Annotated in this window: 2 protein-coding genes; both read right to left on the bottom strand. The window is 62.2% G+C overall.

The features are described 5' to 3' along the window. Positions 1-2 precede the first annotated feature (2 nt). Entirely contained in the window at positions 3-6,662 is a 6,660-nt protein-coding gene (locus tag GSQ93_RS27080) for a non-ribosomal peptide synthetase (protein ID WP_158938694.1), read from the bottom strand. Beyond that, complete coding sequence (locus tag GSQ93_RS27075; RefSeq protein ID WP_158938693.1) at positions 6,659-17,923, bottom strand: non-ribosomal peptide synthetase; 11,265 nt, start codon at positions 17,921-17,923, stop codon at positions 6,659-6,661. Before GSQ93_RS27075 ends, GSQ93_RS27080 begins: the two co-directional genes overlap by 4 nt. Positions 17,924-18,088 lie beyond the last annotated feature (165 nt).

The raw sequence follows: 18,088 nt of genomic DNA, 5'->3' as shown, positions 1-18,088 counted from the left end.
GTTCATTGCGAAATGGCTTCAGGTACGCCATGGAGCACGGCGTCGGGCGAGTAATCGGGAAGCGTCGGGGCGAGATCGAGCCGTGCATCCGGATTGGCCGATACCTGGTCGAGCAAGTCGCGCCACAACCCGAACCAGCGCTCCACCGTGGACCGCACGAATAGCGACGACGCGTAGACCCATTCGACTTCGTAACCACCATCGACTGGCTCCACGAACAGGGCCATGTCGAATTTCGATTGGGTTGTCTGCGCTCGCAACAATTCGATCTCAAGACCCGGCACGCTCGTGTTTTTCCGCGGCAAGTCGCGCAGTACGAACAACATTTGCAGCAGCGGATTTGCATCGCGCCGACGCGACACAGCCAGCGCATCGACAATCCGGTCGAACGGCAACGCACGATGTTCAAGCGCTTCCCACGCCGAATGCTTCGCGGTGTCGAGCCATGCATTGAAGCTTGCCGCGTTGGTGTTATCGGCGCTGATGCGAGAGCGAATCGGCAACACGTTGATGAAAAAACCGATCAGCCCTTCGAGCTCGGTCCGGTCGCGCCCTGCTACGTCGGTGCCGATAAGAAGATCGGTCTGGCCCGTCAGCCTGTGCAGGAACAACTGGAAACTGGCGAGCAGCACGGCGAACGGTGTCATGCCGCGCGCGCTCGCAAGCGCTTGCACTCGCGCGCCAGTCTCGCGAGATAAGGTCAGGCGCGCTGTGCCGCCATCGTGGGAAGCGACTGGGGGCCGCGGCCGGTCCGTAGGCAAAGCCAGGAAGTGCGGCGCATCCGACAGATACGCGCGCCAAAAGTCCTGTTCGTCACGCACCTTCGCAGCGGTCAATTGTTCGCGCTGCCACGCCGCGTAGTCCGCGTACTGGATCGGCAAGGCCGGCAAAGCGGGCTGCATGCCGCTGCGCCGTGCACGATATCCGGCGCACAGCTCATCGATAAGAACATGCACCGACGCGCCATCCGCCACGATGTGATGCAGCGCGAGAATCAGCACGTGATGCGACGCATCGAACTTCAAGAGCAACACACGCATCAGCGGCGGTGTAGCGAGATCGAATGGACGGTTCGCTGCATCGATTAGATAACGATCGATAGTCTGCTGACGCTGCGTATCGGGCAATGCGCCACAGTTGACTAACGGCATCGGTACGTCAAGATGATCTGCAATTGTCAAGACAGGATCACCGTCATGCTCGCCAAACGACGAGCGCAGCACTTCATGCCGGTCGACCAGTGCGGCGAGGCTCGCATGCAGCAGGTTCGCATCGAGTTCACCGCGCAGGTCCAGTCCCGCAGCCATGTTGTACGACGCGAGACCACCGCCGGCCAACTGGTCCACGATCCAGATGCGCTGCTGCGTGAGTGATAGCGGCATCTCCCGCAGCCGTTCGACGATACGGATTGGCGTTTCGCTGCCGGCCGAGTGTGTATCGCTCGATAACTCATCGATACGCGCGGCGAGCGCCTCAAGTGTCGGCGCGCTGAACACCGCACGCAGCGGCAGCTCTATCGGCCACGCGGCCCGCACGCGCGACAACATCCGCATGGCCGCGAGCGAATGACCGCCGAGTGCGAAGAAGTTGTCGTCGCAGGCGATGCTGCTTTCGGGTTTGCTTTCGGCCAGTCCTAGCACGTCGACCCAGATACGTGCGAGTGTGATTTCGGTTGTGCCTTGCGGCATACGACGAACGCTCTCGCCGGTTCTTGTCGCAGTGCGTGCCAGTTCAAGCAACGCCTGCCTGTCGAGCTTGCCGTTACGGTTGAGTGGCAATGCGCCGAGGATACGCAAGCTGGACGGCACCATATAGTCCGGCAAGATGGCTGCGAGTTGTTTTTTGAGTAAGGGCGTATTGAGCGTGCATGCGGGCTTTGCCGTTGCGAACCCGGCGAGCCGCCCCGCCGCCGAGACAATCACCGCTGCATCAAGCACGCCATCCAGCGCACGCAACCGCGCTGCGATCTCCCCCGGCTCCACGCGATAACCCCGGATCTTGACCTGATCGTCAATGCGGCCCAAATATTCGATCGCACCGTCCACCAGCCTGCGGGCCCGGTCGCCGCTGCGATACAACCGCGCACCCCTTGTAAACGGATCGGGAACGAAGCGCTCCGCGGTCATTCCCGGCCGGCCCAGATAACCCCGCGCGACACCCGCCCCGCCCAGATACAGTTCCCCGGTTTCGCCTGCACCGACTGGATTCATGTGTGCATCGAGTACCCACGTGGACGTATTGGCTAACGGCGAGCCGAGAGGCAACGTAGCTGCGCTTGAATCCGCGTGCGCCGCGTCTTGCGTCAGGATGCCGACGGTCGTCTCGGTCGGGCCATAGTGATTGATCACGCGGCATGATGGCTTGAGCGAGCGAATCTTTTCGAGCAACGGCCAAGCTGTCGCTTCACCGCCTAACACGAGTGAATGGGCTGGCAAAACATCCGCTGCATTCTGCGCCTGTAGCAACGCATTCAGATGTCCCGGAACGATCTTCAGTACATCTACTCTGTTTTCAGACATATACCGCGCGAAGCGGTCCGCGTCGAGCGTCGTATCGCGGGCTATCAAATGCAGCGTGCCGCCCGACGCGAGCGCGCCGAACAACACGGTGTGCCCAAGATCGGCAGCCACGGTCGATACCATCGCGAATGTCGAGCGCGGCGGTAGCGCGAGACGGTCAAGCACCGCTTCAACGTAATTGCTCAATGCGGAATGCGGTACGACTACGCCCTTCGGCGTGCCACTAGAGCCCGACGTATAGATTACGTAGGCCGCTTCTCGTGAGTCCACGGTCGGCATCGCGCGCGTTAACGCGTGCGCATGTTGTTGCGCGTTATCGATCGTCGTTTGTTGCAGATCATCCAGCACGAGTCCGGTCTTTTCCGACAACACAAACCGCGCTCCGCAACCGCGCAAAGTCTGTTCAAGCCTTTGCGGCGGATTAGCTGCATCAAGGGGAACATAAGCGCCTCCTGCTTTCAACACACCGAGCATCGCAACGACAAACGCCGCCGAGCGGTCCGCGACGATCGCGACAAGTTGTCCAACCCCAAGGCCGCGATCCAGCAACCAGCACGCGATGCGTTGCGCGCGTTGATCGAGTTGACGGTAGCTCAGGCGCTCCTCTCCATCGATCAGCGCCAGCACATCCGGCTGGGCTTGTGCATGACGCGTGACGCGCACATGCACGGGCTTGCCGGACAGTTTTGTTTCCACGCCGCAGCTCGCGGCTGCCACGCGCGCCTGCTCTTGAGGATCGAGCAGATCAAGCGCTGCTAGGGATCGGTCAGCAGCAGAGTCATCAGAGAGCAACGCAGCGGCGAACGCTTCGACTACCCGCTGGTATTGCGCGGCCATCCGCTCAACGCTGGTTGCGTCGAACAGATCGCTCGCGTAGGTGACGTAAGCGCGCATTCCGCCTTCGCGCGATTCGCGCAGATCGAGCGCGAGCGGAACCTTCACGTGCGCTTCTTCGATTTCATAACGCGATGCGGTAAGACCGGGCAGACGCTCAAGCGCCGGGTAGTCATCGGTAAGATAGTTGAACGTTGTGTCGAAGAGCGGCAGACCTTGCACGTCGCGCGTCGGGTTCAGCCGCTCGACCAGCACATCGAACGGCAGTGCCTGATGCGCTTGCCCGTCGATTGCCGCGCGACGAAGCGCTGCGACTAGAGCGGATACGCTCAGCGATGCCGTGCAAACGCTGCGCAGCACGATGGTGTTGGTGAAAAAGCCAACCACGCCGTGCGTCTCAGTCCGCTGGCGATTCGCTACCGGTACGCCGGTGCGGATGTCGGCCTGCCCGGTCACACGATACAACCACGCGTGATAGGCCGCGAGCAGCAGGATAAACGGCGTGGCACCATGCCGACTCGCTGCATCGCGGACCTGACGGGCGAGGCTCGCGGGGAGCGCGAACGACATACGCGCGGCGGCCAGACTTCCAGTATTGGAAGCGGGCGAATAATCGAATGGCAAAGTCAGCGCGGGCGCTTCGTCGCCGAGTTGGTTGCGCCAGTAATCGAGCTGGCGCTGCGCTTCGTCGCCCTTAAGCCAGCGGTGTTGCCACGCGGCGTAGTCGGTATACCCGACCAGCGGCGTAGCGATCGCGGCCGGTGTGTTCGTCACAGCGGCACGGTAATGCGCGACAAATTCATCGACGATGATCTGCATTGACCATCCATCCGTGGCAATGTGATGCAGTGCCAGCAGCAAGACGTGTTCGTTGCCGCCGCATTGCACTAGGCCCACGCGCAGCACGGGTCCTTGCGCGAGGTCGAAGGGTTCGGCGGCAAAGCGCTGCGCGATCTTGCTGAGCGATTCTTCGCTGAAGTCTTCGTCAAGCAGATCGACACGCGTCCAGTTGAGTGGTGTTGCCGGATGGATTCGCGGCACGTAGACATGCGCCGCGCCCGGCGTCTCGACAAAGCTCGTACGCAACGCAGCATGACGGTCAACGAGGCTGTCGAAGCTGCGGCGCAGCGCGTCAATGTCGAGTGCGCCACGCAACCGTATCCCGGTCGCAATGTGATAAGCGCGGCTCTGCGGATCGAGTTGCCACACGAACAGTTGCCGCTGCTGCGCGTGCGATACAACAAGCTCATCGCTATGTTCCAACGGGACGGTATCGGCTGACTCCCGCTCCGGTTTTTCAAGTGCCTGAGACAGCGCTTTAGTCATGGCCGCGAGTGTCGGGAATTCGAAGACCTGCCCGATCTCGAACGGCCGTCGCCACCGTTCACCGATGCGTGCCGCTAAGCGCGCCGCCGTCAGCGAACTGCCACCGGATGCGAAAAAATGCGCGTCCCGTGTAACGATCTTACTTTCGAGCACGTCGCTCCAGAGCGCCGCGAGTTCCTTTTCGATGCCGTCTAGCTTGTCGGCCTCGGGCTCCGCTGCGCCCACTACGAAGTGACCCTGTTCCCAAAGTGCATACGCATCGAGCGTGCGGTTCTGCCAGCCTTGCCGCGTAGCCGCGCGCTGCAACTTCCCACTCGATGTCTTCGGCAACGCCGCAGGATTGAGCAGCACAACGGCGATGGGAACCTCGCCGCACGCGTCGAACACGCAACGATTCAACTGCGCCACGATGTCAGCCGCCGTGAAGCGCCTCTTCATCATCGGCGCAATTTCGAGTGCGAGCGCAGGACCTTCTGCGCCATCGATATCGGCGGCAAACGCGATAACCCGACCTTTGCGCACGAACTCGCAGCGTGCTTCAACAGCCTGCTCGATATCCTGGGGATACAGGTTCTTGCCGCGCACTATGATCAGGTCCTTGCAGCGCCCGGCGATATAAAGCTGCCCGTCATGCATGAAACCCAGGTCGCCGGTGCGCAGCCATCGCGTCACGCCATCGGTACGAAACGTCGATGAGCTAGCATCGGCGCGTTGCCAATAACCCTGCCCTACGCTCGGGCCGCTTACATGAATTTCTCCAATCTGGCCGTCTGCGAGCGTTTGCCCATTCTGCGGATCGACAATCTCAATCACGTGTCCCGCTTGCGGCGCGCCGCAAGCGACGAGCACCGTGCCCGGCTCACTCTCCGACGTAACGGCCACGCGAGCGGCAGCCAAAGCGTCGCTCTCAAACCTGGCCGATACCAACCCCGTGCCGCGCCGGCCGCCCGTCACAAAGAGCGTTGCTTCGGCGAGGCCATAGCACGGATATAGCGCGGCGGCATCGAAGCCGGCAGACGCAAAGCGCGCGACAAACGCATCAAGCGTGTCACGCCGCACGGGTTCCGAGCCGGAAAAAGCGAGCCGCCAACTCGACAGGTCGAGTTGCGCAATCGCGTTGTCGCGCAGGCGCTCGGCACACAATCGGTACGCGAAATCAGGTGCCCCGGAAATCGTGCCGCGATGCCGCGCGATAGCGTGAAGCCAGCGCATCGGACGTTCAAGAAAATACTGCGGCGACATCAACACAAGAGGAATGCCGCTGAAGACCGGCTGCAACATGCTGCCGATCAAACCCATGTCGTGATAGAGCGGCAGCCAGCTCACGAACACGTCGTCGCTCTGCACGCCGAGGCCCGCCTTGATCGCTATTTCGTTCGCGATCAGATTACCGTGGCTGACCATCACGCCTTTGGGCGTTCCCGTCGAACCCGACGTGTATTGCAGGAACGCGATGTCGGACGGTCGCACGTCGTGCAGCGCGACGACTTTGCTATCAGAAGATACGCTCGCCGCACACAGCGTATCCACCGCGATGATCTCAGCGTCCGGCGCCAGTTCGCCGTACTGGTCCGCGAAGCGCTCCTGCAACGCCGATGTGGTCAGCACGTAACGCACGCCCGCGTCCTGTGCGATGCCGCGTAGCCGTGCCAGATGTTGCTCGCGCTTCGATTCCGGCGGATAGACAGGGACCGCGACGACCCCGGCATAGAGGCAGCCGAAAAACGCGCTCACGTAGTCGATGCCGCTGTCCATTAAAAGCAGCGCGCGTTCGCCGGCGGCTCGTTGCTTGCCGAAGTGCGCGGCCACGCACGCCGCCCGGCGATCGAGTTCCGCGTAGTCGTATTGCACTTCGCCTGCCGCATCGATCGTGATCAAGGCGACCGCGTTGGGACGATCGAGCGCCAGCGTACGCAATCGCGTGGCCATGCCTGCCTCACCGGATTGCCACATGCTCGTCAGGTCATGCACACTCAAGCTCATGACAAGTGCTCCGGACGATGGTCATGATCACCCGACGCGCTGGATGTGAGCGCACGCGCGAGGTCATCGAAAAGATCGCTGTGCCGCACGATGTGCGTGTGGTCCGCGTCGATCTCGTTGGCCACCGACACGCGGCCTGTCGAGTGCGCCGACCACATAGCCGTTGCTTCGCGTGCAGGGCGGTAAGGCCGATGCCGTGCCCACCACAGATCCAGGTCAACCGGCAATGGCGCGCGCTCCGTGTAGCGGACGATATGACCCAGGTGCCGCTGGAACAACATCACCTTGCTGAGCAGCGCGCGCGTGCCTGCGTCGGACAATTCGCCTTGCATTGACGGCCATTTCTTGCGGGCATCGTCGAGCACTTTCTGCAGCTCATGATCCGTGGCGCGATACGTGCGCATCTGTTCGTGAGTCACCGGGGCTTCGTCGTGAACTTCGCGATTGTCTTCGACCCTGAGCACATGCGCATCGATCAGTCCGACGAACGGTACTTCACCGCCGTCGCGGGCAAGCACGCGCGCCACTTCTGTCGCGATCACGCCACCCACGGACCAACCGATCAACCGGTATGGCCCGACCGGTTGCACGGTGCGAATACGCGCGGCGTAGTCGGCAGCCAGCTCTGACAAATCACCGGGCCACCAGTCTTCCGTATAAAACGGCGCCTGCACGCCGTACACATTCGCGACGCCATCGAGGGCGGCTGCGAGCGGGCGGTAGTCCGCGACCAGACCCGACGCCGGATGGATTGCGAAGACGATCGGCGCGTCGGTGCGCTCGCTCATCGATACAACATTCGCGGCGTGCCCTTCGTTCTCTGCGCCAAGATAAGTGGCAAGCGTGCGGACCGTCGCGTGCCGGAACAACGCTTCGAGTGTCAGGGTGGCCAAGCCGGCCTGAGCCCCCTTGGCGAGCACCTTGAGCGCGAGCAGCGAATGTCCACCCGCTTCGAAAAAGTTATCGGTGACGCCGATGTCATCGCGCTCCAGCACTTCTTGCCAGATACCGAGCAACTGGGCTTCAAGAGGCGTACTCGGCGTGGTTCTCTGAGCGCTCGTTCGATCACCCGGCTCAGGCAGTGCGGCACGATCGAGCTTGCCGTTCTGCATGAGCGGCAGACTCTCGAGCCAGACCAGCGCCGACGGCACCATGTAGCCCGGCAAACGGCTTTCCAGCACGCCATGTACGACGTCTTCGCCGACCTGATCACGCTCCCCGACCACGTAGCCGACAATCCGCTTCTGATCGCCCTCACCGTGCAGCGTAGCGACCGCTGCCTGAACACCGGGCGCTTCGCGTAGTACCGCTTCGATCTCGCCCAGTTCAATGCGGAAGCCGCGCAGCTTCACCTGGCTGTCAAGCCGCCCGAGAAAGTCGATGCTGCCGTCCACGCGGCGCCTGCATAGATCGCCACTGCGATACAAACGCGCTCCGGGCGTACGCGGGTCCGGCGCAAACCGCTCCGCTGTCAGACCGGGACGATCCAGATAACCGCGCGCAAGCGTCAGCCCGCCAATGCACAACTCTCCCAGCGCTCCGACCGGAGCCTCGTTACCGTACTGGTCCATCACACAGACGCTCCGCGACCCATACGGCTCGCCTATCGATACGATCGCTTGCGCCGTATCTTCTGCGCGCGTCTCGCGATACATGCACGCCACCGTCGTCTCAGTGGGACCGTACAGGTTGTCCAGCCGGATGCGCGCGAGCGGCCCGTTGCGCCACTGCGCGAGCGAATCGCCGGGAAGTCCCTCGCCGCCCACGGTGATTTGACGCAACGAAGCGAGGTCGTCCAAAGGCGGCGGTGTGCGCAGCCATTGTTGCCAGTACGCGGTCGGAATCCGGGCGAACGTAACGCGGCCGTCCTTCAGGTGGCGGCTCGTCGTCTGGATGTCCCATAGCTGTGGACCCCGCATCTCGACTTGACCACCCTGCATCAGCGCCGGCAGCATTTCATGAAGCGCCACGTCGAAGTTTATAGTCGACGATTGCAGTTGGACGTCGGCTGTATCAATTCCATATGTGCCGATGAAATCATCCAGATGGCGGCTCAGTGCAACATGACTGATCGCCACGCCTTTCGGCCTTCCCGTCGAGCCCGATGTGTAGATCACATAGGCCAGTTGTTCCGGATGAATGGCGACATCGAGCGGATCGCCGGACGATGCACCAAGCGCATTTATATCGATGACCTCGCGACCCGCGAAGAGCGGCCCACATGTCGCGAGCGTGGCTGCATCGCAGAGTACGCACGACAGTTGCGCGTCATCCATCATGGTGCGCAGACGCTCGGCCGGATAAGCCGGATCAAGCGGCACGAAAGCTGCGCCGGACCTCAGCACGCCCACGAGCGCCGTAACCAGGCCTACTGAGCGCGTCAGACACAGCCCTACGCGAGTTTCCGAACCCATCCCTCCCGCATGCAACGCTCGCGCAATACGGTTCGACCAGATATCGAGTTCACCATAAGACAGGCGCTCACCCTCGCAATGCACGGCGGGCGCTTGAGGCTGGCGCCGCGCCTGCGCAGCGATACGTTCGCCGGCCGGCACGAACACGTGAGCGCTGAGCGTGGGTTCGCTCACTTCGGCATCGAGAACAAGCTCAGCCAGATACGCATGATCCTTCGTCGCAATCTGCTCCAGCAGCGAGATGTAGTGGCCCAGCATTCGTTCGACCGTTTGAGCGTCGAACACATCGCGGGCATAGTTCAACGAAACTGTTATCCCGTCGTGGCGTTCACGGACCGACAGCACAAGATCAAAACGCGCCGTACCTGTCGATGTTTCGATCGGCGATACCCGCAGGCCAGGCAAGCTGAGGCCTTCTCCCTCCGTGCCGTGATCGTAGTTGAACATGACGCTGAAGAGCGGCGTCTGCGTCAGGCTTCGGCCAGGATTCAGCGCATCGACAACGCGGGCGAACGGCACATCCTGATGCGCCTGCGCTTCAAGCACGCGTTCGCGAACGTGGCGCAGCAGCGTGTCGACGGTATCGAGTCCCGCCATCTCCGTGCGGATCACCAGCGTGTTCACGAAGAAGCCGATCAGCGATTGCGTCTCAAGCCGGTTTCGCCCCGCGACAGGCACGCCAACGCGGATATCAGCTTGCCCGCTATAACGCGCAAGCAGGACATCGAAGGCAGCCAACAGGACCATGAACGGTGTCGCCTGATGCCGGTGGGACATCGCTCGGACTGCATCGATGACCGGCGCTGCGAGCTTGACGTCGACCCGTGCGCCTGCCTGATTGCGCGAAGCCGGCGGCGAGCGGTCGAATGGGAGCTCAAGCACCATCAGTTCGCCACCAAGCCGCTCACGCCAGAACGCGAGCTCCGCGTCGGCGCGTGCTTGCTGCTCTGCGGCGTTTTGCCAAAGCGCGTAGTCGGCGTACTGGACCCGCAACGGTGCAAGTTGATGCGTGCGGCCTTGACGGATCGCCGTATAAAGACGCGAGAACTCGTTGAGGATGATCCGGTTCGACCATGCATCCGAGACGATGTGGTGCGTCACGAAATGAAGCACGTGTTCGCAGTCGCCAAGCCGGATCAGCGTGACGCGAAACAGCGGTCCTTGTTCCAGCGAGAAAGCCGCACGTGAAATCGCGCTCAGGGTATCGGCGACGCGCTCGGCTCTGTTTTCCTGCGAGACATCTTCGAGATCGAGGATCGACCAACCGGGCTCGATAGGATCGACTTGCTGCATCGCCACGCCATCGACTTCAACGAAACGGGTGCGCAAGCTTTCATGACGCGCGACGAGGGCCGCCACTGCTTCACGCAAGATGTAGCGGTCGAGCGCGCCCTCCAGCTTCACTGCACCCGTAAGGTTATACGCCGCGCTCTGCGGACTCAGGCGCGAGAAGAACCACAGGCGCTCCTGTGCAGGCGACAGCTTGATATTTAGCATTCCATCTGGTCTTTCAGAGATCGAGCGGGGCAGCATTTTTGTACCTGGCATCGCGTCCGACGCGTCCTTCTCGATCGCTCGCGCCAGATCCGCTAGTACTGGATAGGCAAACATTCTTTGCACCGGCAACTCAACCTTCAACGCCTCGCGCAACGCTGCTACCGCGCGCAATGCCAACAGGGATTGCCCGCCCATCTCGAAGAAATTATCGTGACGACCGATACGATCAACGCGCAGCACCTTCTGCCAGACGCCCGCGAGCACCGGTTCTATCTTGCCTTGCGGCGCTTCCCAGATTCGCTCGGCTTGTTCAGGCAACGGCAGCGCGTGGCGATCGACTTTTCCATTCGTGTTCAACGGCAGACGGTCGAGGACCACGACAACACCAGGCACCATGTACTCCGGCAGCACTGCAATCAGCTTTTCTCGTAACTGCCCGGCGAGAGCAGAAGCGTCGGCATGCTGCCCGGCCCGACGCGACACATACGCCACCAGCCGCGCGCCGCCGGCTCCTTCGTGCGCTACGGCAACGGCTTCGCCTACCTCCGGCTGCGCCAGCAACTGCGCCTCGACTTCCCCCAGTTCGATACGAAAGCCCCGGATCTTCACCTGATGGTCAATACGCCCGAGATACTCAAGACGACCGTCGCCCCGCCACTTGACGAGATCGCCCGTCCGATACAGCCGCGCGCCGTTACCGTTGAACGGGTCCGCTACGAACCGCTCCGACGTCAGCCCGCCCTGCCCGATATACCCACGCGCCAGCCCCACACCGCCGAGGTACAACTCACCGGGCACGTTGGGCGGAACGAGCGCCATGCTTGAATCAAGCACATAAAGCTGCGTTCCCGCGATAGGACTGCCCAGACCCGGCGCAGCATCCAGCACGCGCGAGGCCGCCGACCAGATCGTTGTCTCGGTCGGCCCGTACATGTTCCATAGTTCGATGCCCTGTTCGTTCAGGTCGCGTGCCAGATCCGGCTGCAACGCCTCGCCGCCACACAGCCCTTTGAAGCGCGCGAGCGGCTGCTGCGGCCAGCCGCCAGCCCGCAGCAGCCGCCAGCCGGCGGGGGTCGACTGCAACGCCGTCGCCTTCGAGTCCTGCACCAGCCGTGCTAGTGCTGCACCGTCGCGGGCCACCTCTCGCGTAGCCAGGACGATCCGAGCGCCGACGACCAAGGGCAAGTACAACTCGAGCGCGGCAATATCGAATGACAGCGAGGTCACTGCGATCAGGATGTCGTCCGCTGTCAGGCCGGGCTTCGCCTGCATGCTGTGAATGAAGTGGCTGAGCGCGTGGTGATGAACCATCACGCCCTTCGGCTGACCCGTGGAACCGGACGTATAGATGACGTAGGCCAGGTTGTGTGCGTGCACGTCGACCTGCGGCTTGTGCGCCGGTTCATCGTCGAGATTCAGCACATCGAGTTCCAGCAGCGGCAAGGTCTGATTGAAGCGCTGTGCAACTGCGCTTTGCGTGAGCAACAAGCGCACGTCGCTATGGGCCATCATGTGCGCCAGACGCTCCGCTGGATACTGCGGGTCAAGCGGCACATAAGCCCCGCCCGCCTTCAATACCGCCAGCAAGGCGACCACCATCTCCACCGATCGCTCCAAGCCGATAGCGACCTTAGCCTCAGGCCCAACACCCAGCCGGACCAGCTTGTGCGCGAGCCGGTTGGCCCGTTCATCGAGTTCGCGGTAGGTCAGTGTCTGGTTGCCGAACACGATTGCGAGCGCATCCGGCGTTTTCATCGCCTGACGTTCGAACAAGTGGTGCACCAGCACAGCCTGTGCAAACGTCTGGTCGTTGCGACCCCACACCAGGAGTTGCTGCCGCTCGCGATCTGCCAGCAGCGGCACCGCACGCGTGTCCGGGTGGCTCGCGATTGTCTCCAGCACAGCGACGTAACTATCGAGCAAGCGCGTAGCCGTCGCCGGGTCGAAGAGATCAGTTGCGTAGTTCAAAGCAACCCGGAGGCCATCGCCATTAACCGATACGTCCAGCGACAAATCGAACTGCACTGTGCCCGTGCCGCCCGTCAGCGTGCTCACTTCGATACCGGGCAGTTCAACTTGCGAGCGCGGCTCTGCGCTGTAGTTAAACATCGCCTGGAACAGCGGCGTGTGGCTGATGCTGCGTTGTGGCTGCAGCAATTCCACCAGCTTCGCAAACGGCACGCCGGCATGCGCCTGCGCACCCACCATCCGGTCGCGCACCTCAGCCAGCAACGCGCTGAACGGCTCGGTCCGGCGCGTTGCCATGCGGATTACCAGCGTGTTGACGAAGAAGCCGATCAGCGGCTCAGTTTCGAGGCGATCGCGGCCTGCAACAGGGATGCCGACACGGACGTCATCCTGTGCGCTATAGCCTTGCAGTAACGTCCCAAAGGCGGCAAGCAGGGTCATGAAACGGGTAGCGCCGTGTTCACGAGAGCGTTGTTCGAGAGCATCGGCAAGCTCAACACCGAGCGATCTCTCAATGACCGCACCCGCACTGCTACGCACTCCATGACATACCCTGTCGACAGGCAACGCAAGCAGCGGTTGCTGGCCGCCGAGTTCGCGCTGCCAGTATGCGTAGTGGGTATCGAGTGCGGCTTCGTTTCGGGAGTTGCGCTGCCACAGCGCGTAGTCTCCATACTGGATAGGCAGCGGCGCCAGTTTGGCCGCTTCGTTTCGGGTCGCAGCTCGATACAGTTGCGAAAACTCGCGCAGCAAGATGACTTGCGACCATGCATCCGAGACCACGTGCGGCATCGCGAAATGCAGCACTGTCTCGTCCTGCGCGCGTGATAGCAACGTGACACGCAGCATTGGCCCATGCTCGAGGTCGAAGGGTGCGCGGCCCAGTTCGAGCAAGCGCGCGTCGAGTTCGTCTTGAACCGTGACGCTTTCTTCGCGCCAGCCATAACGCCCATGCTCGTCATCCTGTGCCGCATTATCGACGACTTGCCACGGCTGCCCATCCTCCTCGACAAAACGCGTGCGCAAGCTTTCGTGCCGCTCGATCAAATGATCTAGTGAAACGCGCATCGCGTACCGGTCGAGCGCACCGCTCAGGTTGACCGCACCAGTAATGGTGTAAGCGGCGCTGTGCGGTTCGAGTTTCCACAGGAACCACAACCGCTCCTGCTCGTGTGTCAGCGGAATGCGAGCCGTGGGCTCTCGCGGCGTAATGACATCTGCCGCACGCGCCTCGCTCAGAGCCAGTTCCGCTGCCAGACTTTCCAGCACGGGGTGCAGGAACAACGTCTGCAGCGAGACATCACGGCCGAGGCCCTGGCGAATGCGCGAAGCCACTCGCATCAGGAGCAAAGAGTGACCGCCGATCTCGAAGAAATTGTCGGTCATGCTCAGACCGTCGCGACCCAGCACTGACTGCCAGATCGCGAGCAACGCCGCTTCCAGTTCAGTGCGCGGCGCCATGCGCTGGCGTGCCGCTTCCACGTCCGGCTCCGGCAACGCCGCGCGATCCACCTTGCCGTTTTGCATCAGCGGCAAGTGCTCCATCCACACAAGTGCCGAAGGCACCATGTAACCCGGCAGACGACTCTGCAGGATACGTCGAACCACCCCGTCATCGGCGTCGCCGACAACGTAGCCCACGAGCCGCTTCGCATCGCCTTCGCCACGCAGCGCGGCTGCCGCCGCTTGCACGCCGGGTGCTTCGCGCAGCACCGCCTCGATCTCGCCCAGCTCGATGCGGTAACCTCGCAGTTTCACCTGCTGGTCCAACCGTCCGAGAAAGTCGATGCTGCCGTCCGTACGGCGGCGGCACAGATCCCCCGTCCGATAAAGCCGGCTACCGGACGGACCATCGGGGTCGGGAATAAAACGCTCGGCGCTCAGCGCGGCACGCCCAAGATAACCACGCGCCAGCGTATGCCCACCAATGCACAACTCACCCAGCGCACCGGCCGGCGCCTCGTTGCCATCGGCGTCGCGGACCTGCACCGAGCGAGACTGATAAGGACCGCCAATCGATACGATCGTCTGCTCCTCATCCTGAGCGCGCGTTTCGCGATACATGCAGGCGATGGTCGTTTCAGTCGGACCGTACAGGTTGTCGAGCCGGATAGACCCAAGCGGACCGTTGCGCCATTGCCGCAACGCGTCGCCGGGCAAGCCTTCGCCACCCACCGTGATCTGCCGCAATGCAGAGAGCGAAGCCGCGGGCGGCGGCTCCCGCAACCATTGCTGCCAGTACGCCGTCGGGATGCGCGCGAACGTCACCTTCTCCTCGATCAGATGACGGCTCGTGGTCTCAGGGTCCCAAAGCTGCGGGCCACGCATCTCGACCTGACCGCCGCTCAACAGCGCGGGCAAAAGCTCATGCAAAGCGACATCGAAATTGATCGTCGATGATTGCAGCACCTTGTCGGCTGCACTTATCCGATACGTGCCGATGAAGTCGTCCAGATGCTGGCTCAGGGTGCCGTGATTGATCGCCACGCCCTTCGGACGTCCCGTTGAGCCTGAGGTGTAGATCACATAGGCCAGTTGTTCCGGATGAAGCGGTGCAATGAAAGCGGCATCGGCTTCGGAGTCGCCTTGCAGCGGCCGGTCGTCGGCCACGTGAATCGGCTCGCGGCCGCGCAGCAGATCGCCCAAACGCTCAAAGCCAGTCTGGTCTACCAGCACGCGCACGATCCCGGCGTCGTCGAGCATCGCGGCGAGTCGTTCGAGCGGATAAGCCGGATCAAGCGGCACAAATGCGGCGCCCGATTTCAGCACGCCAAGCACACTCGCGGCCAGCGCAGCCGAGCGCTCCACACACAGTCCAATGCATTCATCGGGGCGAACGCGTAGCCGGTTCAGGCGGCGTGCAATGCAATTCGTCCAGCGCTCGAGTTCACCGTACGAAAGGCGGTCACCCTCACAATGCAACGCAGGCGCTAGTGGATGTTTCGATGCCTGCCGGCTGAAACGCGGCCCGACCGGTTCGAATGCAGTGCTTGCCAGAGTTTGGTCCGTCGCGCCATGCGTGCCATCGCGGCTTAGTGCAATCTGCGCCAGTGGCTGGTCCGCTATGGCAGTCACTTGCTGGAGGATCTCGACGTAGTGCTCAAGCATCTGCTTGACGATGGCCTCATCGAACAGGTCCGCCGCGTAGTTGAACGAGAGGCGCAATTCATCGTCGCGCTCGACGGCGTTCAGCACCAGGTCGAAGCGGGCCGTACGCACGTCGTTCGCCACTTCTGACACGCGCAGCTCTGCAACGTTGATGTCCGTTTGCTGCGCGCGGGTGTGATTGAACATCACCTGGAATAGCGGCGTCTGCCCAATGCTGCGTTCGGGCTGCAGCGCCTCGACAAGCTGGGCGAACGGCAATGCCTCGTGACGATGCGCTTCGAGCACCCGCTCATGAAGCTGGCTAAGCAAGGTCCCAAACGATGCAACGCCGCCGAGGTCTGCCCGGATCACCAGGGTGTTGACGAAGAAACCGATCACCCGTTCCGTTTCCAGCCGGTTGCGTCCTGCAACCGGTACGCCAATGCGCATATCCTTCTGACCGCTGTAACGCGCGAGCAAGACTGCATAGGCTGAGAGTAACAACGTGAACAGAGTGGTTCGGTGATTCGCTGCCGCTTGCTTGAGCGAGCGGGCAAGCGCCGGGTCGAGCGCGACATTCACGCGCGCGCCTCGCGCGTTGCGCGCGGTCTGCAACCCTCCGCGGCTTCGCACGACCGGCAGTTCGAGTACGGGTTGTGTCCCGCCCAGTTGCTTCACCCAATAGTCAAGATGCGGGTTGTTCTCGCCATCGGTAGCCCACTCCTTCTGCCAGGCGGCGTAGTCCCCGTACTGCACAGGCAACGTTTCGGCCGTCAGCGCTGCTGCGCTGCATAGTTGTTCGTACGCTGCGATGAACTCGTCGAGCAACAGCTTGACCGACGCATGGTCGGAGATGATGTGGTGCATCGACACATGCAGCACGTGCGCCCCTGTCGCTTCGTTCAGCAGCGCGACGCGCAGGAGTGGCCCCCCCGTGAGGTCGAACGGTTGAAGCGACAACGCTTGCAAGCGTCCTTCGAGCGGACCCACTTCCGCCGGATCGATATCAGTCCAGCCGTAGCCAGCTTTACCCACGACCTGCCACGCCTGCCCATCGGATTCGACAAAACGCGTGCGCAATACTTCGTGCCGTTGCACGACGTGAGCCAGCGCCGCACGCAGTTTGTCGATGTGCAGCGACCCTTCGAGCCTCAATGCCCCCGACACGTTGTAGCTCGCGTCATCGGGATCGAGTTGCCACAGGAACCACAGCCGCTCCTGCGCGGGCGATAGCGGAAAGCGTTCTGAACGGTCCCCAAGCGCGACGATGGGCAATTGATCGCCCCACATGCCGCGCTCACGCAAACGCTGGCGAAACGCCTCGCGTTTGTCCGGCGGCAAACCCGCATACATTTGAGCGACGGCCTGCAGACCGCCTGCCGCTGGTTTTCCACCTTGCGCATTAGGTACAGCAACCGCCTCAGGCACGACGGCAGGCAACACATTCTTGCGAGCCTGCCGTTTCAGGAACGGACAGGCGTCCTGCGCCGCAACGTTCTTGTCGTCGAGGAAATACTGCTTCCACTCGAGATTGCCTGCGTCGCCGTAGAAACCGAGGTCAGGATGCGCAGGGGTCTCGTCCCAGGTCTCCAGGCGCTTTCGAACCTGGTTGCGAGCCTCGCGGCCGATGACCTTGTTGGTAATCGTATCGACAAACACGCTGCGCGGCTGGAACAACAACACCATGCCCGGGCCGAGGTGGCGGCTATGACGCAGCTTGAACGAAGGACACGCGCAGACCACGAACATCTGCACGCCCGCGAATGAAAACTCCCACTCCTCGTGTGACGGCTCGGGCTGCTGGTCGGCAGCCGGATCGGGGTCGACGTCGTGAAGATGCTGGAGCGTCTTCCAGAATAGTTCGTGATACTCATCGTGTGAAAGCGGCTCGGTGTCGGGCTCAAAAAAAACCGCGATATTGTTCTTGCGATACTGCGGCAGCAACGCAAGTTCCGCGAAAGTCTGCATGGTCGCGGGCAAGTCGCTGATATTCTTTTCTTTGCCGCTGACGAACGAGTAGAACATCTCGCCGCGCCGTTCCGCCGTCGTACCGAAGAAGCATGGATAAGCCGGATGCATCACCTGCTCGCGCAGAGTCTCGTACGAGGCGTCCAGCCACTCGGGCAGAGCGACCTCAGCGCCAGTCAAGTGGCCCGCGATGACGCGGCTTTTCCAGTCGCTCGGATCGAACTCGGCCCGGCTACCCGATACTCCCGATGAGTCGGGGCCAGCAAGCGATTTAGCCGGCTTGGCGGGATTTTGCTGCGTCGTCTCTTCGTTTGTCAGCATCTTCATTCCTCTCGTTCGTCACCCAACATCGCACCCAACTTCGCCCTGACGCGCTTGTGTCCGCGCGCTGCGCAACACAATCGGCGGGCGAGCCGATACCGGCCCTGTCATGGGCGCTTGCCATATCCGTGTTTTTTGTGGGGAGAACCGGCGCCTTCGAGCGAGGCGCCT

Origin of the sequence: Burkholderia sp. S171, from assembly GCF_009766085.1 — a bacterium.
Taxonomy (GTDB): domain Bacteria; phylum Pseudomonadota; class Gammaproteobacteria; order Burkholderiales; family Burkholderiaceae; genus Caballeronia.
Note: the sequence above shows the minus strand (reverse complement) of the source record. Positions and strands in the feature narration are given on the sequence as shown.

What these genes read in the sequence shown, in the direction of transcription:
- GSQ93_RS27075 (WP_158938693.1), bottom strand. Translation starts at nt 17,923, where the DNA reads ATGAAGATGCTGACAAACGAAGAGACGACGCAGCAAAATCCCGCCAAG.
- GSQ93_RS27080 (WP_158938694.1), bottom strand. Translation starts at nt 6,662, where the DNA reads ATGAGCTTGAGTGTGCATGACCTGACGAGCATGTGGCAATCCGGTGAG.